The 24,512-nt window shown below is 48.6% G+C and carries 22 protein-coding genes, 1 pseudogene and 1 other annotated feature; of the genes and pseudogenes, 3 read left to right on the top strand and 20 right to left on the bottom strand.

The features are described from left to right. Positions 1-1,368 (bottom strand): amino acid permease, encoded by a 1,368-nt coding sequence (locus M1E03_RS03485; RefSeq protein ID WP_023856323.1) that lies wholly within the window; start codon positions 1,366-1,368, stop codon positions 1-3. A 61-nt stretch (positions 1,369-1,429) separates the two neighbouring features. Next, positions 1,430-1,686: a binding site (T-box leader), on the bottom strand. A gap of 314 nt (positions 1,687-2,000) precedes the next feature. On the opposite strand from M1E03_RS03485, the gene M1E03_RS03480 reads away from it, so the two are divergent. Beyond that, the gene (locus tag M1E03_RS03480; RefSeq protein ID WP_023856325.1) at positions 2,001-2,474 is read left to right on the top strand and encodes a hypothetical protein; all 474 of its coding nucleotides are present in this window, start codon (positions 2,001-2,003) and stop codon (positions 2,472-2,474) included. A gap of 354 nt (positions 2,475-2,828) precedes the next feature. On the opposite strand, the gene M1E03_RS03475 is transcribed toward M1E03_RS03480, so the two are convergent. From M1E03_RS03475 to M1E03_RS03450, 6 genes are all read right to left on the bottom strand, one after another. Next, positions 2,829-3,755, bottom strand: a complete 927-nt coding sequence (locus M1E03_RS03475; RefSeq protein WP_023856326.1) for an ABC transporter ATP-binding protein — start codon at positions 3,753-3,755, stop codon at positions 2,829-2,831. Continuing rightward, positions 3,755-4,444: an ABC transporter permease subunit gene (locus M1E03_RS03470; RefSeq protein ID WP_020453011.1), complete on the bottom strand. Its 690-nt coding sequence runs from the start codon at positions 4,442-4,444 to the stop codon at positions 3,755-3,757. Before M1E03_RS03470 ends, M1E03_RS03475 begins: the two co-directional genes overlap by 1 nt. Positions 4,445-4,780: 336 nt before the next feature. After that, positions 4,781-5,503: a LutC/YkgG family protein gene (locus tag M1E03_RS03465; RefSeq protein WP_020453012.1), complete on the bottom strand. Its 723-nt coding sequence runs from the start codon at positions 5,501-5,503 to the stop codon at positions 4,781-4,783. Next, complete coding sequence (locus tag M1E03_RS03460) at positions 5,500-6,933, bottom strand: LutB/LldF family L-lactate oxidation iron-sulfur protein (protein WP_130569261.1); 1,434 nt, start codon at positions 6,931-6,933, stop codon at positions 5,500-5,502. The genes M1E03_RS03465 and M1E03_RS03460 overlap by 4 nt, the downstream gene beginning before the upstream one ends. Before the next feature lie 42 nt (positions 6,934-6,975). Then, on the bottom strand, positions 6,976-7,692 hold the full coding sequence (locus M1E03_RS03455; protein ID WP_020453014.1) for a (Fe-S)-binding protein: 717 nt from the start codon (positions 7,690-7,692) through the stop codon (positions 6,976-6,978). Between the two features lie 130 nt (positions 7,693-7,822). Then, positions 7,823-8,563, bottom strand: coding sequence for a FadR/GntR family transcriptional regulator (locus M1E03_RS03450; protein ID WP_023856328.1), 741 nt, complete (start codon positions 8,561-8,563; stop codon positions 7,823-7,825). Positions 8,564-8,764: 201 nt separating this feature from the next. Here M1E03_RS03450 and lutP point away from each other — a divergent pair, with 201 nt between their 5' ends. Further along, on the top strand, positions 8,765-10,456 hold the full coding sequence (gene lutP / locus M1E03_RS03445; RefSeq protein ID WP_020453016.1) for an L-lactate permease LutP: 1,692 nt from the start codon (positions 8,765-8,767) through the stop codon (positions 10,454-10,456). Positions 10,457-10,489: 33 nt separating this feature from the next. Here lutP and rpoN read toward each other — a convergent pair whose 3' ends face one another. Beyond that, the gene (rpoN, locus tag M1E03_RS03440) at positions 10,490-11,800 is read right to left on the bottom strand and encodes an RNA polymerase factor sigma-54 (protein WP_026580131.1); all 1,311 of its coding nucleotides are present in this window, start codon (positions 11,798-11,800) and stop codon (positions 10,490-10,492) included. A 73-nt stretch (positions 11,801-11,873) separates the two neighbouring features. Here rpoN and yvfG point away from each other — a divergent pair, with 73 nt between their 5' ends. Further along, complete coding sequence (gene yvfG, locus M1E03_RS03435; RefSeq protein WP_003185491.1) at positions 11,874-12,089, top strand: protein YvfG; 216 nt, start codon at positions 11,874-11,876, stop codon at positions 12,087-12,089. Between the two features lie 15 nt (positions 12,090-12,104). On the opposite strand, the pseudogene M1E03_RS03430 reads toward yvfG, so the two are convergent. The 12 genes and pseudogenes from M1E03_RS03430 to M1E03_RS03375 form a co-directional block, all read right to left on the bottom strand. Then, positions 12,105-13,083: pseudogene (locus M1E03_RS03430) on the bottom strand (polysaccharide pyruvyl transferase family protein). 10 nt (positions 13,084-13,093) lie between these two features. Further along, the gene (locus M1E03_RS03425; RefSeq protein WP_458110676.1) at positions 13,094-14,239 is read right to left on the bottom strand and encodes a DegT/DnrJ/EryC1/StrS family aminotransferase; all 1,146 of its coding nucleotides are present in this window, start codon (positions 14,237-14,239) and stop codon (positions 13,094-13,096) included. Then, positions 14,226-14,891, bottom strand: coding sequence for an acetyltransferase (locus M1E03_RS03420; RefSeq protein ID WP_458110675.1), 666 nt, complete (start codon positions 14,889-14,891; stop codon positions 14,226-14,228). The genes M1E03_RS03425 and M1E03_RS03420 overlap by 14 nt, the downstream gene beginning before the upstream one ends. Beyond that, complete coding sequence (locus M1E03_RS03415) at positions 14,891-15,493, bottom strand: sugar transferase (protein WP_025810736.1); 603 nt, start codon at positions 15,491-15,493, stop codon at positions 14,891-14,893. Before M1E03_RS03415 ends, M1E03_RS03420 begins: the two co-directional genes overlap by 1 nt. Before the next feature lie 20 nt (positions 15,494-15,513). Further along, a complete protein-coding gene (locus tag M1E03_RS03410; RefSeq protein WP_231005573.1) occupies positions 15,514-17,070 on the bottom strand; it encodes an MATE family efflux transporter in 1,557 nt (518 codons plus the stop codon). Further along, positions 17,067-18,086 (bottom strand): glycosyltransferase, encoded by a 1,020-nt coding sequence (locus M1E03_RS03405; protein WP_020453023.1) that lies wholly within the window; start codon positions 18,084-18,086, stop codon positions 17,067-17,069. The genes M1E03_RS03410 and M1E03_RS03405 overlap by 4 nt, the downstream gene beginning before the upstream one ends. Continuing rightward, on the bottom strand, positions 18,083-19,162 hold the full coding sequence (locus tag M1E03_RS03400) for a polysaccharide pyruvyl transferase family protein (protein ID WP_096748330.1): 1,080 nt from the start codon (positions 19,160-19,162) through the stop codon (positions 18,083-18,085). The genes M1E03_RS03405 and M1E03_RS03400 overlap by 4 nt, the downstream gene beginning before the upstream one ends. An 11-nt stretch (positions 19,163-19,173) precedes the next feature. Next, positions 19,174-20,205, bottom strand: a complete 1,032-nt coding sequence (locus M1E03_RS03395) for a glycosyltransferase family 2 protein (RefSeq protein WP_020453025.1) — start codon at positions 20,203-20,205, stop codon at positions 19,174-19,176. 55 nt (positions 20,206-20,260) lie between these two features. Further along, positions 20,261-21,364, bottom strand: a complete 1,104-nt coding sequence (locus M1E03_RS03390; protein WP_020453026.1) for an EpsG family protein — start codon at positions 21,362-21,364, stop codon at positions 20,261-20,263. A 4-nt stretch (positions 21,365-21,368) separates the two neighbouring features. Continuing rightward, positions 21,369-22,529, bottom strand: a complete 1,161-nt coding sequence (locus M1E03_RS03385; RefSeq protein WP_048350322.1) for a glycosyltransferase family 1 protein — start codon at positions 22,527-22,529, stop codon at positions 21,369-21,371. After that, positions 22,522-23,364: a glycosyltransferase family 2 protein gene (locus M1E03_RS03380; RefSeq protein WP_023856332.1), complete on the bottom strand. Its 843-nt coding sequence runs from the start codon at positions 23,362-23,364 to the stop codon at positions 22,522-22,524. The genes M1E03_RS03385 and M1E03_RS03380 overlap by 8 nt, the downstream gene beginning before the upstream one ends. Beyond that, entirely contained in the window at positions 23,361-24,509 is a 1,149-nt protein-coding gene (locus M1E03_RS03375) for a glycosyltransferase family 4 protein (RefSeq protein ID WP_025810732.1), read from the bottom strand. Before M1E03_RS03375 ends, M1E03_RS03380 begins: the two co-directional genes overlap by 4 nt. Positions 24,510-24,512: the final 3 nt, after the last annotated feature.

Genomic DNA, 24,512 nt, shown 5'->3' with positions numbered 1-24,512 from the left:
TTAAGAAGCGGACGTTTGGCCGGCTGTCTGGTTCCTTCCTTTAAAGAAATAAGCAGCGCTAATGAGCAGATAGATTCCCGCCGTCACCAATGTAATGACAATCGATGTGGTCAGGATGACACCGATCAGTATCGCTGTCAGTGAAATGATTGCCAGCCAAGTCGTATAAGGGAACCATTTGACATAGTAGCCGTTCCCCGCTGTTTGATTCCGTTTTCTCGATTTTAAATGGGCAGCGGCAATCAGCATCCAGATCACAAGGACGGTATAGCCGAGAGACCCCATCAAATATTCAAACGTTTGGCTGCCGGCAAACAGTGAAAACAATACGCCCAAGTATAAGAAAGAAGTACACAATAGAATCGAATAAACCGGCACTTTTCTCATGGAAAGTCTCGAAAAGATTTTCGGCATTCTTCCGTCTGATGCCTGTGTATACATTATTCGGGAGGCGCCGTAAAGCCCTGAGTTCATCGAAGAAATGACCGCCAGTAAAATGACCGCATTCATCAAATGATCCGCTCCGGGAATGCCGATCATCTTAAAGACCATAACAAAAGGACTCTCCGACACACCGTTGACTTGATTCCATGGAATCAAGCTGACGATCACGAAAAACGGCAGAAGATAAAAAGCAATAATGCGCGTCAACGTTCCACGCACAGCTTTAGGCACGACCTTCTCAGGGTTTTTGGTTTCCGCCAGTGTCACCCCGATAATTTCGGTTCCGCCGTAGGAATATATCACAACTAGCATGGCTGTAATCAGCCCTCCGGCGCCATTCGGGAAGAAGCCGCCATGGTCTGTCAAATGAGTAAAACCAACAGCTGAGTGTTGTCCAAAAGAGAAAAATAACAAGATAAATCCGGATATAATAAAGACGACAATCACTGTGATTTTAATAAGGGCAAGCCAGTATTCCGTCTCGGCAAAGCTTTTGACAGAAAGCAAATTCACGCTCGTAATGACGAGTGAAACGAACAGCGCCAGCACCCAGATCGGCAGCCCCGGCAGCCAGTACTGCAAAAATATCGCGGCGACAACAGCCTCTGCCGCAATATTGAGAACCCACATTTTCCAGTATATCCAGTCTAAAAAATAAGCGGCATACGGACCTAATATTGATTGAACGAGATCCCTGAATGTTCTGGCTTCACTGTTTCGGACAGCCATCTCGGCAAGCCCCTGCATGATAAACAGCAAAATCACGCCGCCGATCAAGTAGGCGATCATGACCGAAGGCCCCGCCAAATCGATCGCTTTGCTGCTTCCTTTAAATAATCCTGCTCCAATGGCTCCGCCCAATGCCATCATCATAATATGCCGCGATGTCATTGTGCGCTCGAGCTTCTGCATGTCTTTCTCCATCTATGTTCACTTCCTCTAGTAAAATGAAAAAAGCTCACCGTCTCCCTCTTCGATTTGAAGATAAAGAGACGATGAGCTTTGAAGCTTACCGCGGTACCACTCTTTTTGATTCTATGCCAAGAATCCAGCTTTGCGATGCACAGCCATACTGTGCAAACCTGTTAACGAAGGTTAATCGTAATGTCCTCAGGAATTGATGTCCGTCCTTTAGCCAGTCCACTCCCGGGCGAGTTCAAAGGTTCATTGGTCTGCGTCGCACCTACCCGCAGCTCTCTTTGCCAATGCCGATCTTTTACTGCTCCCGTTCATTGTGTTTTCTTCTGCCTGAAATATATTCATATAATATACGTGCCGATCTTGACTTTGTCAACATCAAATCCACTGCCAAAAAATAAAAATTAAAATTTTTCTCTTTTTTCAAGGAAAATCGCCTTTTCCATTGGAAAATACAAGGGAAGATATGCACAACTTTCATGATGATGGAGCATTCCCCAAAAGAGGGAAATATAAAAATCGGCGGATTTCCCCCGAAAAAAATAGTTAAATTGAAATATTATTCAAACTTTACAAAATATTTTAACGATGATAGAGTGTGAACCGAATCATCACTTCAGCTAAAGGAGGAAGAGAACGTGAAAAAACTTTCGTTTATGGTGATCTTGTCCGTATTGACGCTCGTCTTTGGTTCATCGTCCGTAAGCTTTGCGAAAAACATTCCTGAAGACAGATATACAACACCTACAGATGCTGAATTTAGCCAGATGAAAGAGATTTTAAACAATGATGATATCGAAACCGGCAATTTGCAGAAGGATTACGGCGTGATTGTCAATGATCCCGCTGAAAAAGTCGGCGTCATATCAGACATCCCCGCCGAAAAAGACGACTGGAGCCATGTCAGCTTCCATTCCTACTATGTCGACCTCAACAGCAACACTCTTATCGCTGATGTTCAATTTGAATTCACACAAAACGATGACGGTACATCGGAAACCGAGTACAAAAACGTAACAAACGGAGGCAGGTATTTCGTCAAGATGGACCAAGACGGAAATGTCATTGATGAAGAAACGACCGGCGACATGTCGATTTTGGGGAAATACTAGAAACCGAGCACCCCTTATGGAAAACGCCTTTATTCAAAGGCGTTTCAGATTGTTGACAAAATCCCAAAGCGGCTTTTTGTTTTGGGATTTTGTCATCCTTTCAGCGTGATTGAAAAACCTTGCAGTCTAGGAAGGCCGAGCATCGGAGCGCAGCGAATGTTGGGATTCGTGAGCACCGACGCGCAGGCCTGACAACGAATGCGAGGGTTTGTCGACACGCTGAAACGCCTTTATTCAAAGGCGTTTTTTTGTTCGGGCATTTAATAGATCTATCCATTGACGCCATTCGCATCTGCAAGACTAAAGGCATGATGCCCGAACAGATCCGGGTTCATTCCTATCAAATTCTTTCTGTCAAGAAACAACGCGTTCCTCAGAGCTGTCCAAAAAGATGTCTTCAAGCGACGGTTCATCGACGTGAATTCTGTAGATTCCCACTTTGCAGTTTGTTAATACTCTGACAATGGCGGGAATTTTTTCTTCTGAATTGACGGTGATCGAAATCTCATGGTGATTGAATTGAACGTTTTCACCAGCTGACTCAAGAAAACGGTCGATCAGGCCGAAATGCTGATCGGGAATAGTCGAATGGCGAATGTGAACGCTTATGTTCGACATGAAATGCCTCCTTAATTCATCGAGCGTGCCTTCTATTAAAATGCGGCCGTTTTTCATGATGGCGATTCGCGTACAGATTTTCTCTATCTCATGCAGGTTGTGTGATGTCATAAATACCGTCTTACCTTCTTTTTGCAAATCCATAATCAGCTTTTGAATGTGCAGGGCCGATTCGGCATCGACACCTGATGTCGGTTCATCCAAAAAGATGAGCTCGGGGTCGTGGATGATCGCCTGGGCGATGCCGAGCTTTTTTTTCATACCGAATGAATAGGCGCCCGATTTTTTTTCAGCATGCTCAGTGAACCCAACTCTCTCTAAGACTTCTTCGCACCGCTCAGTCGATACGGCTTGTCCGTTCAGCTTTGCAAAATACTTCAAATGCCCGACTGCTGTCATTGAATCATAGAGGGTCAAATAATCGGGTAAAACGCCGATGCGATGCTTGACGTTTTCAATCGAAGCATCATTTAACAGCAGAAAACTGCCGGCTGTCGGCTCGATAATGCCTGTGATCATATTCATGAACGTAGATTTCCCCGCACCGTTACGGCCGAGGAAACCGTAAATCTCTCCTTTTTCGACTTGGAGGTCGACATGATTGACGACGGTTTTAGCCCCGTAGCTTTTCATCAGCCCTTTTGCCTCGATCACCACATCCATTATAAATCTCTCCTTTTAAACAAAACGATCGCACCGCAAAGAACGATGGCCGCGTAGACAAAGTTGATGAAAACAAAAGAACCGCCCAGTACGGAGTAATAGTACGGTGTTAAATATTTAAACCAGGTGATCATGCCGTTCTCTGAATAAACAGTCCATAAGCTGACCGCGGGAAAGACGAGCGCAAACACGATTCCGAAAAACATGGACATGGCGGGCCTTGAAATCACGATGGAAAATAAAAGGTTCAAAGAGATTGCAGCTGTAAGAAACGCCATGCTGTCTGCATAACTCATCCATAAAAACTCTTTTGAGGCGATCATCACCAAGGTGTACGAAACGAGCATGCAGAAAAACCAAAACAGCCAGACGCCAAAAAACTTTCCCAGAATGATCTTGATCCGCGAGGTTTTCGTCACAAGAAATCTGACCGTCCGGGCATGGACTTCGCGGTTGATCATGTCATGGGAAAGTCCAGCGATAAACAGGAAACCGAGAGCAAAAACAATAACCGCCGTTCCGATTGCGTTTGCATCGCTTCCTAAATCCAATTCGCGCACGAAGTCCGCAGGCGCCTGTTCGATCAATCCTGCAGTCTTATAGCTCACCCAAAACATAATAATAATGACAATAATCGACTTGATGCTTTTAAAAAGACTGATAAATTCATTCAGACATACCGCCCGCATACGAGTCACTCCTTCACTATTCTCCATTATAGTGAGTGAACATTATCGGGAAATAATCTTATCCTTAACATTACCTTAAATTTTAATAGGCTATTTCTTACAGGGGTGTTTCCGAGAATCATAAATGAGATGCAAGTGGCTTGAACCAGCGGCAGAAATGGGGATACAGAGCCGGAAAACTGATAAAAATACCATTTTAATATAACAAGTTCCGCTATTTTATAACCGGCCAAAAAAGTGGAATGATGCGAAAAATCGGGATATGCCGGAATTGTCATATCGCTAAATAAAAAAAGATTAGCTCTGCATGAGGCTAATCTTTTTGTTATCGTCTAATTACCGGTCAGTCACGACAATATATGCCGCTTTTACCGGGCCGTGGACACCGACTACAAGGTCCATTTCGATGTCGGCTGAATTGCTCGGTCCAGTGACATAGTTGATGCAGGACGGGATGACGTCGCCGTCTGCAACCTTTTGTTTGATCATTGCGCTTGCCTGTGTCATCCGCGGGACGATGGTGCTTTTCGGGACGATCGCAATATATGTCGTCGGCAGCAAGCTGACAGATCGTCCTTTGTCTTTTGAACTGAAGAGGACGACCGTTCCGGATTCAGCAAGCGTGATCTCGCTGAATGTCACGCCGATGTTAGCCTGTTCGGCCCGCTGGATATTTTCATCTCCGGCCGCTGCATTCCATTCCCACACTTTTGTCCCCTCATTCGGCCACTTGTCTGTTAACAGGCCTGACAGTCCGTACTCTTTAAAACGGTCATCTTTCGGAATGATGACAGGCCCGCCTCCAAATCGTGATGCTTGTTCATACAAGGCATCATGCAAGCCGATGACATCCGTTTCAATCAGCTCCGTATGAATCTTCCGGCAGTGGTCCTTTAAGACGCCGACAAGCTCATCCTGTGTATAGCCTTGATATACCCGGTGCTGCGGCTGATACGTATAATCGGGAACGGTGACGCCTGCCGAACGCCTGTTGCGGCCGAGCCTTTCCGCAATCCGGTTTAAAAAGCCGTCTTTATTTTGGATTGTTCCGTTTGTCATCTGTCTTCCCCTTTCTCTTTCCGTCTGTCCTCAAACCAGTCGCGGAACCTTGACTTGTTCGGCGCGGGGAAGTCGCGAATCTGGGTCCACTGTTTTAACGGACCCGGTCCCTTCGTTATTTTGCCGTCTTCGTTAAACGGCTTCATGGCTGCCGGCGCCAATTTGGAGCCCATTTTATATAGAGATGGCGCAGAAGTTCCCAAGCCGAACGCTTTCATCGCGAGCTTCTCGGATATCGGTGCGCGCCCTTCTTTTTCAACGATGCGCTGCCGGTGCTTCAGAAGCAGTTCGTGAAGCGGGATTTTTACCGGACATGCTTCAGAGCATGCCGCACATAACGAAGAGGCGTACGGCAGTTCTTTATAATCGTCATATCCGCCGAGCAGCGGCGACAATACGGCTCCGATCGGGCCTGAATAGATCGAACCGTAAGAATGCCCGCCGACATGGCGGTATACGGGACAAACATTGATGCAGGCCGCACAGCGGATGCATTGGAGGACGGATTGAAACTCCGTTCCGAGAATGTTCGAACGCCCGTTGTCAATGATGACGAGGTGAAACTCTTCGGGTCCGTCCGCTTCACCGGGCAGCCGCGGCCCTGTCAGCGCCGTGATATAGCTTGTCAGCCGCTGTCCAACCGCGCTTCTTGTGAGCATGCCGACGAGAACCTCAAACTCGTCGAATGAAGGGACGATCCGCTCCATCCCCATCACGGTAATCTGCGTCTTCGGAACGGTCGTGACGAGACGTCCGTTTCCCTCGTTTGTGACAAGGCTGACAGACCCCGTATCGGCAATCGCAAAATTGCAGCCCGTAATGCCGATGTCAGCCTCGAGAAATTTCTTTCTGAGCACGGCGCGCGCATGCATGACAAGCTCTTCCGGCTTTTCGGTGTTGCGGTAGCCGATCCGCTCTTTGAAGACGTCGCGGATTTGCTCTTTGTTTTTATGCAAAGCAGGTGCGACGATATGTGACGGCGGATCATGATCATCGATTTGGAGGATGTATTCGCCCAAATCGGTTTCGACCACTTCGCAGCCGTCGCGTTCAAGCGCCTCGTTCATGTTGATTTCTTCGGTCACCATTGATTTTGATTTCACGATTTTTTTGCCGTTTTTCTTTTTCACGACATCGCGGATATAGCCTGTCGCTTCTTCAGCCGTCTGTGCAAAGAATACGTGCCCGCCTTTTTTGGCGACATTTTCGGCGAGCTGTTCTAGGTAGTAGTCCAGGTTTCCGAGCACGTGCTGCCTGATTTCCTCGGCCTGAGACCGCCATTCTTCCCAGTTCCCGAGCTCTTCCGCCGCCTCAAGACGGCGCGCTCTCAAGCGCTCCTGCGCACTTGAAACAGCCCCCCTCATAAACTCGTTTTCGAGCCCGTCTGATACGCGCTCTTTAAATTTCTGCGTTCCGATCTTCATTGCCATAACGAATGTCCCCCTCTATCTGTGAAATGACCGGATGTCTGTTTATCTGCTGTTCAGCACTTCTGCGATGTGCATGACTTCAATCGGCTTGTTCTTTCTCCCGATCCGTCCGCCGATATTCATCAAGCAGCCGCAGTCCGCCCCGATTAACACATCTGCGGCGGTTTCTTCGACACACGCCACTTTCTCATCGACCATCTGTTCGGATATTTGCGACATCTTCACCGAAAAAGTCCCCCCGAATCCGCAGCAGTCGTGTTTGCGCGGCAGCGGCGTGAACTCCAGTCCCTTCACATGCCGAAGGAGCTTCATCGGCGCGTCTGTGACGCCCAAAAGCCTTGTCATATGGCATGACGTATGATAAGTCGCCTTTTTCTCAAGTGTCGCCCCAACGTCTTCAACCTTCAAAACGTTGACGATAAAATCGGTCAGCTCATACGTTTTGTCAGCCAGCCGCTGCGCTTTTTCCGCCCAGGCCGGCTCATCCCGGAAAAGGTGCGGATACTCTTTGAACATAAAAGCGCACGATCCTGAAGGGCTGACGACGTATTCGGCTGATTCAAATGTCTCAATCATCCGTCTCATCGCTTTTTTGGAATCTTTGACATAGCCGCTGTTGTACGCAGGCTGGCCGCAGCAGATCTGCCCTTCGGGAAAATCCACTTCACATCCGAGCCGCTCAAGCAGTTCAACCGTCGCTTTTCCGACATTTGACTGAAACATGTCAACCAAACACGTGATAAACAGTGATACTTTCATCTTGATCCCCTCTCCAACCCGATAAATCAGGTCATCTGATGACTTGGTTAGAAAACCCTCTTTCTCCATCTTACACCTTGGTAAAATTTTTTGAAAGGGGTTTCTTTTTCGTTTTCACTCGGGCCGCTGCTTATATGGCCGGCTCGTCGGCCTGTTTCGTTTCTTCAAAATATGAGGCCAGCACATTTTCCACATTCGTCAGATGATTGTGCATCGCCTGTTCTGCTTGTTGGCCGTCTTTTTCCATCACAGCCTGATAGATGGCATCGTGTTCCTCATAAAGGCGCTTAACGGTTGTGTTCTTCGAGAACAGCCAAATTTTGCGCGTCTCCCTCATCGTCTCAATTAAGAGTGATGACACATGATTCATCAAGCCTTTCAGCAGATCGTTTTGCGAGGCGCCGGCAAGCGCAAGATGAAACGCGAGGTCGGCTTTTTCGCCAAGTTCGCCGTTCCCATCCGCCTGCTTCATATCCTCAAGTGCGGCCTGCATGCGCCCGAGATCTTCTTCTGTGCGTTTTTGAGCCGCACTTGAAACAGCTCCGATTTCAAGAATCTTACGGACTTCGAGCAGTTCAGCGACGTCTTTCTTTTTCATCAAAAGCGCAGCCGAAAGGGGGATGGAAATTTGCTCAGGCTCAAACCTTTTCACATACGTTCCTTCCCCCTGCTTCATTTCGACCATCCCCATCGCTTTTAACGCAGACAGCGCTTCCCTGACGGCCGAACGGCTGACCTGAAAGCTTTCGGCGAGCGCCTGAACGGAGTCAAGCTTATCACCTGGCTCAAGCTCTCCGCTTTTAATCGATTCAAGAAGCGCTTCTGCGACTTCTTCGTATATTTTTTTCGTCTTGATTTGTTTGTATTTCAACTTTTTTCACCTCGTAACCAGACTGGGCATGATGCGCTATTTTTTATTATACCGTTCTTTCCGTCCGGAACATATAGACTTCGGCTCCATGCAAAAAAAGATTGTAATTTATGACATTGAGAAATATAATGCTAAATGATCAGTCTTATCATCATGTCATCAGATGACTGAGTGAGACTTTGAACAAAGGGGGAATTGGAGATGGGATGGACGCAAGATTATACTCCGCTGGGGAACAGTTTGCTGCTCTCTTCGCTTGCAGCGCTTATACCGATTTTGTATTTTTTCTGGGCCCTGGCAATCAAAAGAATGAAAGGGCATACAGCGGGTGTGTCGACTTTGCTGATTGCGCTCGCGCTGGCCGTTTTCGTATACGGCATGCCCGCTCATCAGGCTGTGATGTCGGCTTCACAAGGGGCGGTTTACGGGCTGCTTCCGATCGGCTGGATCATTGTGACTTCCGTTTTTTTGTACAAGCTTACAGTCAAAACCGGCCAATTTGAAATCATCAGGAGCTCGGTATTATCGATCACAGATGACCGCCGTTTGCAAGCACTTTTGATAGCGTTTTCATTCGGGGCGTTTTTAGAAGGAGCGGCAGGCTTCGGCGCCCCTGTCGCAATCTCGGCCGCATTGCTTGTCGGCCTCGGCTTCAATCCGTTGTACGCGGCGGGCATATGCCTGATCGCTAACACGGCGCCTGTCGCTTTCGGAGCGATCGGCATTCCGATTATCGCGGTTGAAGGGCCGACGGGGATTCCTGCGATGGACATTTCAAAAATGGTCGGACGCCAGCTCCCGTTTTTATCTGTATTTATTCCGTTTTATTTGATTATCATCATGAGCGGCTTGAAAAGGGCTTGGGAAGTGCTGCCGGCGATTCTCGTGTCGGGTGTCTCTTTTGCCGTTACACAGTATGTAAGCTCAAACTTTCTGGGGCCTGAGCTCCCGGATATTTTGTCAGCCATCGTATCGCTTATCGCGCTCGCTGTATTCTTAAAATTTTGGAAACCGAAAACGATATTCAGATTTTCACATGAAAAGGAAATGGCCGCTGCCGCGGAGGCGCAGCAGCTTGAACATCAAAAGGCCTCATACTCGGCTGGGCAGATTTTCAAGGCGTGGACACCGTTTTTGCTGCTCACGGCAATGGTCTCCATCTGGGGAATTCCAGCTGTCAAACAGGCGCTGACAGGCCATTACGAAGGGTCAAATCCATTGCTGCTGTTCATTAGTGATATCGGCGGCAGGCTGACGTTCGCGCCCGGTGTGCCTTTTTTGCACAATCAAATTCTCGATGGCTCCGGAAAACCGCTTGAAGCTCTTTATAAACTTGATCTCGCCGGATCTGCGGGAACGGCGATCCTGATTGCCGCCGTACTGACAAAGTTTGTCACAGGCATGCCTTGGAAAGAATGGGGCGCCGTGTTTACAGAATCGCTGAAAGAACTCGGCAAGCCGATATTAACGATCGCTTCCGTTGTCGGTTTTGCCTATGTCACCAACTCTTCGGGCATGAGCACAACACTTGGCATGTCCCTTGCGATGACGGGTTCAATGTTCGCATTCTTTTCTCCCGTTCTCGGCTGGCTCGGCGTCTTTATAACCGGTTCAGATACGTCGGCCAATTTGCTGTTCGGCAGTCTGCAAAAAGTGACGGCACAGTCGGTCGGAATGGAGCCGGTGCTGTCTGTGGCGGCCAACTCTTCGGGCGGCGTCACCGGAAAGATGATCTCTCCGCAGTCGATTGCTGTCGCCTGCGCAGCCGTCGGACTGGCAGGAAAGGAATCCGATTTGCTGCGCTTTACACTGAAACACAGCCTGTTTCTTCTGTTCCTGGTTTGCATGATCACGTTCCTGCAGCATCACCTGTTTGCGTGGATGATCCCGTAAAAAAGCCGCCGGCGTTCGTGCCGGACGGCTTCTTTATTGATATCTCTTTCTGACAGACGAAGGCAGTATATTAAGCTGATCGCGGTATTTGGCGACGGTCCGCCTCGATATGACGATGCCGTGCTTTTCGTTTAAAAGATCGGCCAGCTTCTGGTCTGAAAGCGGTTTCATTTTATTTTCTTCATCGATCAGCCGACGAAGATGCGCTTTGACTGTGTGACTTGACGTATGTCCGTCAGCGGCATCCTTTACCTTCGCCGAAAAAAACCGTTTAAGCTCGCACAGCTCAAAAGGCGTCTGCACGATTTTCCCTTTGACTGCACGGCTTACTGTTGATTCGTGAACCCCGAGGGCATCGGCGACTTCTTTTAATGTGAGCGGCTTCAGTTCGTCTTTCCCTTTTAAAAAATAATCTTTTTGACGCACCATAATTTCCGCCATCACCCTCCGCATCGTTTCCCGTCTTTGCCTGAGGGCATTGTCGAGCCATTTCCACTGCTTGAACTTATCAGAGATATAAACGGTCGCCTCGTCTTTTGACTGGCGCTGCAAAAACGGCTCGTAAAACGCGTTAAGCTGGATATCGGGAAAAGAACGGCTGCTGAGCTCAAGCACCAATTTTCCATCCTCGGCTGAAATGATGACATCAGGCTCGATATAGACTCCGCCTTCATCCGTGCCATACATCAATCCGGGACGCGGCGACAGCTCTGCAACAAGATCTTGTATGTCCTGAAGCTCTGAGAGCGAAAGGCCCGCTCTCTCAGACAGCTCTTTCCATCCTTTTTTGGCAAACAGGTCAAAGTATAGGGAAATAACTTTTTCCGCTTTTGCCGTCTCCTTTGGCAGACGCTTTAATTGGATCAGGATGCATTCCTGAAGCGACCGCGCTCCGATGCCTGCCGGATCAAGAGTCTGCAGCTTGCCCAAGACTTCTTCCACTTCTTCTCTGGTGACAGCCAGCTCGGAAGCGATAAAGGCGATGTCTTCTGTCACATATCCGTTTCGATCAAGGGATTCGACCAGGTAGCTGAAAATCCGCTTTTCCCGGTTTGACAGCCGGAGATCGAGCGCCTGCTGTTTCAAGACGCTTTTGATATCTTCACGGGAATGCGCCGTCTCAGAGCGGCTCATTCCTTCATTTTGCAAATGACGATTCGTTTTATGGTAAAATGATCGGGGAATATCGGGGTCTTTTCGTTCGATCAGGGGGTTTTCCAATGAGAGTTCGTCAATCCGGCTGTTCAGCTCGGCCGACGAATACTGAAGCATATGAATGGCTTGGGCAAGCCCTTGCGTCAAGTGAAGTTTTGCCGTTTGCTGCTGCTGTACATGCAAGTTCATCATATCTCCCCTCCCACTATTAGTTTACACGATCGGTTCCGTACCGTATAGACTTAAAAAAGGAGTGTTACCATTGACAGAACTTTTCTCTGTGCCCTATTTCATAGAAAATTTTAAAACCCATATTGAAATGCATCCAAATGAGGATAAAATTCACGCAATGAACAGCTACTACCGTTCAGTCGTGTCAACGCTTGTCCAAGACCAGCTGACAAAAAACGCGGTCGTCTTAAAACGGATTCAGCATTTGGATGAAGCCTACAACAAAGTAAAGCGCGAAGAAGCATAGCAAAAAAACCGCCTGTCATACGTAAACAGGCGGTTTTTCTGCTTCTTCCGGATTGTTTTGAATCAGTTTTGTACTCGGGATATCCTTCATCCATGTGTTGTAGTAATTTGCGTTTTTTCCGTAGGAGTTGTCAATCACGACATTTTCTTTTCCGAGCAGACACGATAAGATGTGGCCGTGCAGCCTTGAAGTAACGACGGATTCATAGCGGTTGAAAAAACGGATTGATTTGTCGACGAGGCTGTCCGAATAGCGTTTCCAATAAGAAGCGATCGGCAGCGGATTGCCGGCTTTTTTGTTGAGGACATTGATCGTCTGCAAGCGTTTGATTCCGCGTTTGTCGCCTTCTGACAAGATAACGTTCCAATCGTACGTATCCGGCTCCTCTGCTTTTTGCAGGCTGCTGTTTGCTTCTTTGTCGGTTCTGATCAACCGCAGAACGGACTCAGAAGGCTTTTCGGCAGGTGCCGCGATCGGCCAGAGCTGGTGAGCCATATCGGGCATCATTCTGATGTTTTTCACCCCTTCGAAATGCTTGAGAGCAAATTCGAAGGATGCCTTTTCCCGCGTGAATAAGTGCAGATCCGGGTGAGCCGCCAAAATGCCGCGCGTTTTTTTTTGCATTTTCTTCATGTTCATAATAAATCGACTGCGGCAGAATGACGATCCGGTGGTCCGGGTAATGTTCGACAACCCGTTCCCTGAACTGCTGAAAGTGAGGGTACAAATCGCCGAAATTGCCGCCCCCCTGACAAACGATGATGGCGTCCTTTGGAATGCGGCGGCCCGGAATAAAATTCTCTGCATTCCATCTTTCGCGCACCTTGATGCCGTATGCTTCAAAAAAAGCTTCCGTTCCTTTCATGATCAATAAGTCCCCGACGTTTCCATAGAGCGGGTAGTCCAAGTAAACGACTGATGAAAGTCTTGGGATGACATCCAAAATTTCTGCCAGCTTATGCTTTAAGCTGTCCATGGAATATGTAATCGCCATGTTTAGCACCTCATTTATATTTAATCCGGTCGGCCACGATTTGAATCACCCGGTCCTGCTCTTTTCGCGTCATACTTGATCCTGACGGCAGGCAGAGCCCGCGCTGAAATAAGTCGCAGCAGACAGAGCCTTGGTCATCGTGCTGATAAAAGGCCGCTCCTTTAAAAAGGGGCTGTCTGTGCAACGGCTTCCATAACGGCCGGGCTTCAATGTTTTCATTTGCGAGCTGTTTAATGATGTCCGCCGGTGTTGTTTGAATCTTTGCTGTATCAAACGTTAATGTCGTGAGCCAGCGGTTTGACATGCCGGCTTCAGGCATGAATTCTATACCTTCGATACCGGCGAGCGCCTCCTGATAGCGCTCGAAGATCGCCCGTCTGGCGTGTACCCTGTCATCCAGGACGGCGAGCTGAGCGATGCCGATTCCGGCCAGGACATTGCTCATCCGGTAATTGTAGCCCGCTTTTTCGTGCTGATAATGAATGGCGGGCTCGCGCGCCTGAGTGGCTAAAAAGCGCGCCTTCTTCAAAGCGTCTTCGTCATCGCTGACAAGCATTCCTCCACCTGATGTGGTGATGATTTTGTTGCCGTTGAACGAATAAATGCCGAAGCGTCCGAAGGTTCCGCTTTTTCTGCCCTTATAAACAGAACCGAGCGATTCGGCCGCATCTTCAATAACAGGGACGGCAAATCGATCGCAAATCGCGATAATCTCGTCCATTTTCGCGCTTTGGCCATACAAGTTGACGACGATGACGGCTTTCGGAAGATTCCTGGCCCGCTCCGCTTCGTCGAGCGCCCGTTCAAGCGCCTCGGGCGACATGTTCCATGTATCCCGTTCAGAATCGATGAAAACCGGCTCAGCCTGCTCATATATAATCGGATTGGCGCTCGCTACAAACGTAAAGGAAGAACAGAAGACCGTATCGCCTTTGCCGACGCCGAGCAATTTCAACGCCAGGTGGATTGCGGCTGTTCCTGAGCTGACTGCCGCGGCACCGGACGTCCCCGCATAGGCGGCAAGCTTTTCTTCGAATGTATCGACAAGGGGACCGAGCGGCGCGATCCAGTTTGTCCGAAACGCTTCAGCTACATAGCGCTCTTCGTCTCCGCTCATGTGCGGCGGGGATAAATAAATTCGCTTATTCTGACTCATGTTTTTCACCCTTTTTACTGCTGTGATATTTAATTTTTCTTGCAGGGACTCCGACAGCGGTACAATCATCAGGAATGTCGTGAATGACGGATGATCCTGCTCCCGTTACGCTCCAGCGGCCGATTGTCTTTCCGGGAATGACCGCCGTTCCCGCTCCGAGATGAGCGCCTTCCATAACTGTCACACCGCCGGTTAACACCGTTCCCGGCGAAAGATGAACGTAATCGCCGATCCGGTTGTCATGTTCGACGATCACACCTGTGTTGACAATCGTGTGGATGCCGATGTCGGCATCCGCTTGGATGACGCTCGACGCCATGACAACGGCGCCGTTTTGAATCCGGGCCGAACCGCTGATCACGGCGGACGGATGAATCAAAACCGCATACCGGTCAAGTGGAAGGCCGAGACGTTCATACAGCTTCTTTCTGATGCCGTTTTGACCGACAGCTAAGACGAACTTCACGTCCGGATGCAATCGCGCAAGTTCTTCTGCTGCGCTTGAAGGCCCGCGATACAGACCGTTCTCGACATGAAGCTCCGCATACCGGTCATCGAGAATACCGGCAAGCGCCGTATCAGGCCGTGCTTTTACAAGATCCAGAACGACTTTCCCATGGCCGCCGGCTCCGATGATCACCACATTTTGCATCAGGCATTCCTTCTCCCCGTAAATTTTTCTGCTGTCACATGGCGGTCCTGGCTGACGCCTTCCGACTTCAAGACTTTTACGACAGTCAACAAAAGGATTTTGAGATCAAGCAAAAAAGAACGATGATCCACATACCAGACATCAAGTTCAAACTTTTCCTCCCATGTCACTTTATTTCTCCCGTTGATCTGCGCCCAGCCCGTGATGCCCGGCTTGACTTCATGCCGTCTCCATTGCCGCTTCGTATAGAGGGGAATATACTCCATCAAAAGCGGCCGCGGCCCGACGAGGCTGAGATCTCCTTTGATGACGTTGATCAGCTGCGGCAATTCGTCAAGGCTCGTTTTTCTGATCAGCCGCCCCGTCTTTGTCAGCCGTTTTTCATCGCTTAGCAGATTGCCTGCTTCATCTCTTTCATCAGTCATTGTTCTGAATTTATATAATGTAAAAGGCTCGCCATTCAGCCCCGGACGGGTTTGGCGAAATAAAACAGGCGAGCCGATTTTCCATCTGATGAGGCAAGCTGTCAGGATCATGGCCGGACTGAGCGCGATCAGCAAAATAACCGACAATGCAAGATCGAAAAACCGTTTCGCAAGCACGAAAAACGCACCCCTTTCTTTTATTTAAAAAATCCCTTTTGAAACGGGAAGGATAAAGAGCATCGAAATGCTTGGAGCCTTGTTGTGACAATATGCCGTTCCGCTTTCGTCAACATGACGAAATAGGCAAACAGGCCGTATGTCCCCGTCGCAGCAAGCGCCGTGACAAACAGGGACAGCAGGCTGTCGATTGCAAATAAGTATTGAAGAGCGTAACAGACAGCCAAGGTAAATGAAGCACCGGCAACCGGCCTGTATATACCTTTATAAAAAACCCTTTTTCTTTCACCCGTAATCTTTGACGCATAAATCGGAGTGAAGACGACATTTTTCAGCATTAAAGCTGCCGCACCGGCCAGCGCAATTCCGTAAAGGCCGAGTCCCGCCGGTCCGCTCAGCACGATGGCAAGCAGCAAATTGACAACGCCGAAGGCAACCGTGGTCAGCGCCGGTGTTCTCAGCTTGTTATAGGCGGTAAAAATATAAAAAAGCGGCGCCGGGCTTAATGAAACAACCAAATAACCCGCATGTATCAGTAAAAGCCATTTCAAATGTTCGAATGAAGGGCCAAGCCACAGCGACAGAAACGGGCCGGCAAGCCCGCCCAGAAGCGCAGCCGGCAAAGCGAGCAGAATGCCGTTAATTCTGACGGCCTGGTTGGCATAGCGGACGAGCCCTTCTTTGTAGCCTTTTGAATAATAGAGTGTAATCGTAGGTGAAAATACGGCCGCAAGCGTTCCCGAAAGCGTCCGCAATAACAGCGGAAACTGAATGATCGCGGCGTACATGCCGGATTCGGAAACCCCCAGCATCACATTCGCCACCATTAAATCGATTTGCAGAAACAGCAGGACGCCGACTTGGCTGACGGAGCTCCATCCTCCCGCTTGAAGCAGTTTTTTGCACTTTGCAAACGACATATCCCTCACACGAAACGTAAACCATGGGATCAATTTCTTAAAGAAAAAGATCGACAGGATGCACGCCGAAGCTGTTGCGATAAGAGCGGCGAGCTGAATGTGCCAGATTTTCGGTGCAAACCACGCGAAAATCAACAATACGCTCAAGACGCGAATCAGCATTTGGACGGCCTGGATCGTGCTTGTAATATAGATTTTATTGGCAAAAAACGGACCGGCGGCAAATCCCGACATCACAAAGGTCAATAAAAACAGCAGGCTCCCGATCAAAAGGGCGATCTGCACATCCCCCAAAAGACCGGCGGGAACGCGAATGATCTGATCGATAAAAAACACCGTGCCGCCAAGCGGAAAAAACAAGATGACCGAAAGCACCAGTGATGAAACGATGTAGGTATTCATATAGCCCCTCGCTTCATCAAGCGCCCCCCTGTGGGCGGAAACAGAAAAAAACCGGACAACGACCGCGCTCAAGGCAACCGTAATAATCGAAAAGTAATTGATCATATTCTGCGTGAGATGGACAAACCCAAACGCCTCAACACCGAGGTTCTTGATGACATAAGGCGTCAGCCACATCGAAAACAGCACCGATAATAAAAAAGACGCCACATTGGCGCCGAGATTCAAAATAAATGTCTTATTCAAAAGGCTCATCCCTTACTGGGCAGATTTCGTTTAAAAAACAATTCGAGCAGGATCGGAATATTCAGCTTGCATAGCAATAAAACGAGCCGTTGGCCGATTAAAAGATTGCGGTTGCGGAGAGACGTTGATTTGACGCACGACTGCACCATCCGGTAAGACAAAATGTCTTTAATGTGCCGCCTCACCTGCTTTGAAGGCTTCGGTTCCGCACAGGCATTGGCTAAAAGCATCGGAATTTGATGTTTGCATGTGTACGTTTCCAGATCGTCCGCACATTCATCCAAAAGCTGAAACGTCTCATAGAATCTCCTTTTCGCCCGGTACTGCCTTTTCAGGCTTTCGTCCATGTACGGTTTAAACGGCACCTCCGTCAGGCTATCCGGATTGCACCTGTACATGTAGTAGCCGTCATCGATCGCTCTTACCCGTTTCGCTGCATAAAAGGCGTACAAATTGAACGGCGAATCCTCTGCAAAACGAATGTCTTCAAAAAAGTACAACTGGTTTTTCTTCAGCAGATCGCGCCTGTACAAATTCCGCCACACATACCAGATGAAGCGGGTTTCGTGCGCCTTTTTGAGCTCGCGTTTAATATCCCAGCTCAACAAGAGACGATCGGTCGGCAGCGGCGGCGGGAAATAGGTGTCTTCCGCATCGGAATGTTTATGATACCCGCACATGACGATATCAAGGTCGTCTTTTTTGGCAGCGGCGTACATGTTTTCAAACATGGCAGACAATACAAAATCATCACCGTCGACAAATCCCACATAATCTCCTGTCGCGGCTTGAAGACCGGCATTTCTCGCCGAGCTCAGCCCGCCGTTTTTTTTATGAATCACTTTCACTCTGGCATCCAGGCTGCAGTACTTTCTCGCTATCTCCCCGGATCTGTCAGGAGAGCCATCATCGACAAGGATGATTTCAATATTTTTCAGCGTCTGCCTGCGCAGGGAATCGACGCATTCTTCTATATAATCTTCGACATTGTACATCGGAACAATGATACTGACGAATGGCTTCATTGGACATCACCCATAATTTTCTGTCTTAAATCTGTGAAATAATGCTCCCTTGACGGAGTCTCACGATACGAATCACCGGTCTTAATCAGCTCTTCAATTGCGCCGAGAACCTCTGCCGCATCGGGATTTTCCACAAGCTTCATCGAAGGAACGTTTTTCAGCCAGCGAAAGCCTTCAAGCACCTTATGATCAAAAGAGCGGATCACAACGCACGGCGTCCCTGTAATCGCACAAAAAATCATGCCGTGCAGCCTGTCTGTCACAACGACCTCCGCACCTCTCAGCTGATCCCAAAGCCGATTCAGCTCCTTCTCGCGGGACATGCGGCTGACCCTCCTGCCGATCGTCGTTGTAAAAGTTTGCACGCCGCCGTATTCGTCGCCGACAGCCTTCATCAGTTTTTCACGCTCTTCCGGTCTGAGAAAGCTTTCTTTATCCTCTCTTAAACAAACCAGCACACCGTCTCTTTCAGACTGCTGTTCTTTCTTTAAATAAAGCACCATATCAGGCTGCTTCACAATCGTTTGCTTTGAAAAATGCTGTTTCATAAATTGATAGGTTGTATCATCGCGCGCCATCATAAACAGCCGGCGATGGGAGTTGTAGACTTTTTTCGCTCTTTTCAGCTCCTTTTTGCCGCGGGGCGTCTCGGAAAAGTGCGCGGTGGCTGGGAGCTGGACAATTTTATAATGCTTGAATGTTTTGATAATAAAGCGCCTCGTCCATTCCTCATTGCGGTACAAATCCCCCATATTTCCTCCGCCGATAATGAACACCATATCCTCGGGGTGGCGGATGCGCATGAGGGCTTTTGCATGTTTGTAAATATCGTTGATGCCGATTTCAATTAATTCAAAATCGGGAAACTCGTTTTCTATGAATGTCCGGCTTGCCAGGGCAATCGCGTGATCTCCCAAATTATCATGGGACGGAATTAAAGTCAGAATGATTTTTTTCTTGCCTTTGTATTGATCAAAACGCTTCAAACCCGGCGTTCCCATCACATATTCAGAAGGATATTTCACCTTGAGCAAAAGCCATTCTGCAAGATTGATCTTCAGTTCCTGAAAGGTCATTTCCTCACCGCCTATTTCTTCATTCTGTGCTCGATCATTTTCTGGTAAATGGCCGCAAATCCATACACTGCCGGCATAAACCGCAAGCGAATCAGCATAAGGAGAAGCTTCTTCTTCGAATCGAATGCCGACATGTCCACCGCGGGAATTTTCCCCCTGAATTCCGGACAGGCGCATATGCTGCGGATATTTTTATATTTTTCTATTGAAGGATTTTGGTTTCGGCTCTTGCATTCATTTAAAATACTGATGCAGCCGTGGTTGACGATAAAGACGTGCAGCGCCTCCTTTAAAGCTGGAAGCTCTCCGTGCTTTGTCAGGCAGTCAAGGTTCGCTTCATAAAGAGCGAGCCCGTCTTCAAACAGCCCCGCCTGATACTTTTGGACGATGGACGACAGGTGGACCCTGTAATGATAAAGCGGCTTAGTCACGAACGCCGCCGTATTCGCATATAGAAGGCATCTGAAGCTGAAGTATTGATCTTCGATGTTTTCCAGCTCGTCGCGCAGCGGGAAAACGAGCTTATGCTGCTCAATCAGGCTCCGCCTGTAGAGCTTGTTCCAGGAAAAGCCGCTTACTTGACCTTTTAATAAAGCTTTTATGAATGCCTCTTTCGGCTTTCCTTCATAGTTTTTCCCGATGTCCGGGCAGACCGTTTTTCCGGTATCCTGAATTTCGACGGCATAATCACAGATGACAAGGTCGGCATCCTCATCCTTTGCTTTTTCATACATAGATTGGCAATAGTCCGGCTCAATCCAGTCGTCGGAGTCGATGAATGCCAAGAACTCGCCTGACGCCGCTTCGATCCCTTTATTGCGGACAGCGCCGAGGCCCTGATTCTCCTGCCGAATCGTTTTGATGCGTCCGTCCTTTCGGGCGTAATGATCAATGATCTTCTGGCTTCCGTCTGTTGAACCGTCATTAACGATAATGATTTCGATATTTTTTAAGGTCTGGCTGATCAGCGATTGCAAACAATTCGGCAAAAAAGCTTCTGTATTATAAACAGCGACCAGTAGACTAACTGCTGGATTTTCCAATGTGATGACTCCTTTGTCGAAATTTTCACAAGACCTAAACGGCCTATTCCGCTATTCAACGTTCAAAAATCGTTCTGTAAGGCAATACCGACGAGTCGAACGGCATGAGCATAAAGCTGTATAAGAAGTAACAGATCAAAATCAAAACATACAGAAGCGCGTTCGATTTCGGTTCGAAAATCCGTACAAAATAAGGAACGAGAATCAGCTGATAGAGCCCGAAATAAATGTTGAACCTCGCAAAAATGACATCCTTTGTCGCCAAAATTCCGAACAGGAAACCGATCAGACAAAGGTTGACGATATAATCGACTTCGGGCCAGCGTTTTCTGAGCTGCTCCCTGAAGCAGAATGCAAGTACGAGCGGGAGAAGAAGAACGATGATTTTAATGGCGTTCATGCCGTTCGTATTTTTCATCAGCCATTCTTCGTAATGTCCGTATTGACTGTTTTCAAGCACGACAAGGAATACGGACAAAAATTTTTGATACAGAAAAGTTCCCGCCAAAAATAAGAGCATGAGGCACCAGAGGACAGGCGACCACGCTTTTCTTCTGACGATGAAATAGACAGGAATCATGATCAAAGCCGAAGAATGAAAAAGCGAACAGATCAGCACGACGATCATATAGCGCACCAGCTTCCCATCGATCAGATACCGGACCGCCCAAAACAGAATGGCCGCCGCCATGTATTGGCGAATACCATTAAACGAAGCGTAATAGTGAAACATGCCGATAAAGAGAAACATGCTCAACTCAAACGGCCTTCCATACACATATAGCGTCTTGACGATATAGATATAGGTAATCGCGGCAACGACGGCAAACATGAGCGCCGGATCGGCTGAAATCTGGTTTAATATCCATAAGAGTGCGGTAAATCCGGGATCTGTCGACGACTTATCTGTTCCGAAACCGAAGATCTCCCAAATGTTGTTGTATTTTCCGGCTAATTCGTAAAGCAGCATATAGGTGTGGTAATCCGTTCCGACCTTGTATCTTAAGCCGGCAACGATAATCAAAGACGCGAGCGGAACGACGGTGAGGATCGCATTCGGACGGTAGCCCGTCGGCAGCCTGTGATCTTCCCTGCCGTACATTTTCGCAAACCATGACCAGATGAAAACAATCCCCATATTCAACATGTAAACAGACATACACTCACTGTCCTTCTGCCGCGGAGATTGAATAGATGTCCATCAGTCTCGCCAAATTTGCTTTTGCATCATAGCCTCTCTCTGCCAGGCTTCTCTCAATCTCCGGCCATGCAGGCTTTTTCGCCTGAGCGGCACGGCTGATATCCTCAGCCCACCGTTCAAAGCCGGCATTTAAGCTGAGACGGGTCAGCAGGCCGAGTCCCAAATCGGTTTCCTCTGTAATATGGTCTGATACAATACAAGGAAGCCCTGATGCCTGCGCTTCGACGAGTACGAGAGGAAGCCCTTCAAACAAAGACGGCATGGCAAATACATCAAACGTCTGCATGAGAGCCGGGATATCTTCGACGACGCCGAGAAACAAAATGTCGTCTTTTACACCGAGAGCGGCGGCTTTTTCTTCCATCTGTCTGCGCAGCGGACCATCACCTGCGAACACCGCTTGAAAAGGCGTGCCCGATTTCTTGAAATGAGCGGCAAGCCCGAGCAGAAACGCGTGGTTTTTCTGTTCAAAAAAACGGCCGACATGTCCGATAACCAATGCGTCTTCCTTGATGCCGAAGCTCTTTTTTGTATCCGTCTTTGAAACGCCGTTCGCTTCTTTGAAGCGGTCAAGTTCAATCCCGTTTTGCAAAAGATGGACCGCGTTTTCGCCCATCTTTTTTCCGCCGAATAAAAAACGCCCGGCATCTTTGCCGCAAGCGCACAGAGCCGTAGCACTGGAGAAAATCAAACGGCGGAATGCGAGGAGCTGCCATGTATCCCAAAACCGGGGGTTAGGCTTCCAGGCCGTGTTGTGGGAATGACAGACCCTCACCGGAACGCCGGCGAGCTTGGCCGCCAATGCGGCAAACCCCGTCTGAAAATCCGTATGGGCGTGCACGGCGGCATACGGCCCTTTCTCAACCAAAATCCTTCTGATGTTTTTGATGTAGGCGAGAGGCCCCGACCGCCCGATGCTTGGTACATAAAACACCCGGCCGCCGCGCGTGATGATCTCCGGATCATAATCGCACGTTTCTTCCCGGTGGGAAATAAAATCAAATTGAATATGCCGCCTGTCTGTATGGCGGTATATATTCATAATCATCGTCTCCGCTCCACCGCGGTTCATTCCGCTTACGATGTGAAGCACCCGTTCTGGTCTCACGCTTCCGTCACTCATGTTTTACGACCCCTCCGCCTTCATTCATCAATCTTCTTTTATGGTATTTGTTCATGATAAAAGGAGGCATGAGCCCCCTGATGATGGGTTTCATCATATAAATGTAGTCTGAGAGCGGCAGCTTCAGCCGTCTGCAGGCGGCAAAGACGATAAACGCATTGTCAATCGAGTAGCTGAACTTTCTCCTTTTAAACGCCGATTCGTCTTCCCTTACTTTGTATAAAGCTTCCTGAAGGTTATAGCCCGTGTAGCCCGCTTCAAAAAAACGGAGCCACAAATCGATATCTTCCATCCTTCTTGTTCTCCGGCCGACCCGATAGCCGTCCAGCGCCTCGTACACTTCCGCTCTCATCATGATCGTCGCATGGCAAAACGGCGTTCCTTTCGCCATGATTCTCGGCCCGGGAGAGGGAGGAAGCATTCTGACGCCTCTGATCCCGTTTTCGTCGAAGGCCATCATTCCGCTGCCGACGACATGATAATGAGATTGTGATTCAAGAAACGCGACCTGTTTTTCAAAACGCCTTGGCAAAGAGATGTCATCTCCGTCCTGGCGCGCGATATATTTCCCGCCGGCGTACCGGAGACAGTGGTTTAGCGAAGCAGCCAGCCGCTGATTCTTCTCGTTTTTAATCAGCTTGATCCTATCTGCGTAATGATCGGCATACCGCCTGGCAACAGCATATGTCCCATCTGTTGATGCATCGTCGCATATAATCAGTTCCCAATTTTTATAGGTTTGATTTAAAATCGACTCGATGCTCTCTGCGATCGTGTCCTCACAATTGTAGACTCCCATAATGACAGAAACTTTCGGCTTTTGACCCCCTGTCATCCTTTCAGCCTCCTTTCAACTGTTTCATGATCCATAAAGGAAGAGTAAATGCCCGCCATTTCTTTGACGGTGCGCTGCTGGGAAAAAGCGGCGGCCGTTCGTCTCCCCGCGTCCCCCATCTTTTTTCGCAAAGAAGGCAGACGGTACAGCTGCAAAATTCGGTCGCTGAACGTTCCGGCGTCTCCCTGCGGAATCAAAAATCCGTTCACGCCCTCTTGAATAACTTCCCGGTGTCCGCGGTTGTCCGCTGCAACGGCGGGCTTTCCTGCCGCCATTCCTTCCAGGAGGTTCATGCCGAGCCCTTCCCTGATGCTTGAAGCGACAGACACATCGGCAAGCTGAATCCATTCGTGGATGTTTTTTTGAAAACCTGCAAACGTGACGGTCGAAGAAACGCCTTTTTGTTCAGCGAGACTTCGGTATTTTTCTTCCATCTGCCCTTTTCCTGCAAACACGAGCTTTAAGTTTGGGGCTCTATCTTTTAAAGCAGCCGCCGTTTCGATGAGCAGCGCCTGGTTTTTATTCGCGTTCAGTTCCGCGGGATATATGAGAATAAAGTCGTCTTCTTTGAAACCGTATGTTTTCCTGAGCAGCATTTTCTCTGTTTCGCTGACAGGATGAAAGCGCTCGGTATCGACGCCGATGCCATGAATTTTTTCTGTTCGCAACGCCTTGCGCAAGCCTTTTGCAAGGACGAAATCTTCTTCATTGATCGTGATTAGGCAATCGGTCAAAGCGGACAGCCCTTTTTCAATCGGATAGTATAGCAGCCAATTCTTTAAAGGTGCACCTTGGCAAAAGTGAAAACCGTGAGCGGTATAGATCACTTTCGTTCCCTCTTTTCTCTGTTTCCGGGCCGCAAGCCTTGCCAGCACGCCTCCCATCGGCGTATGGCAATGAATGATGCTGTACCGGTTTTCGTCAATGATGCGCGCCAGCTCCCGATAGGCTGCGATATTGCTTGCATTCAGAGGAGAACGCCTGATGTCGATATCAAATTTTTTGTCTGTATAAGGCAGTGCCATATCTCCTTTTGCGGCGATATGAACGTTCCACCCCTGCTCTTTAAACCATTTTAAATATGGGAGGTGGAAGGCCTTGAAATGGTAATCCACAGTAGCGCAAAACAAAACCGTTCTTGTCATGTT

The organism is Bacillus sp. PK6-013 (assembly GCF_054161445.1).
This window is presented reverse-complemented; position numbering and strand designations above follow the sequence as displayed.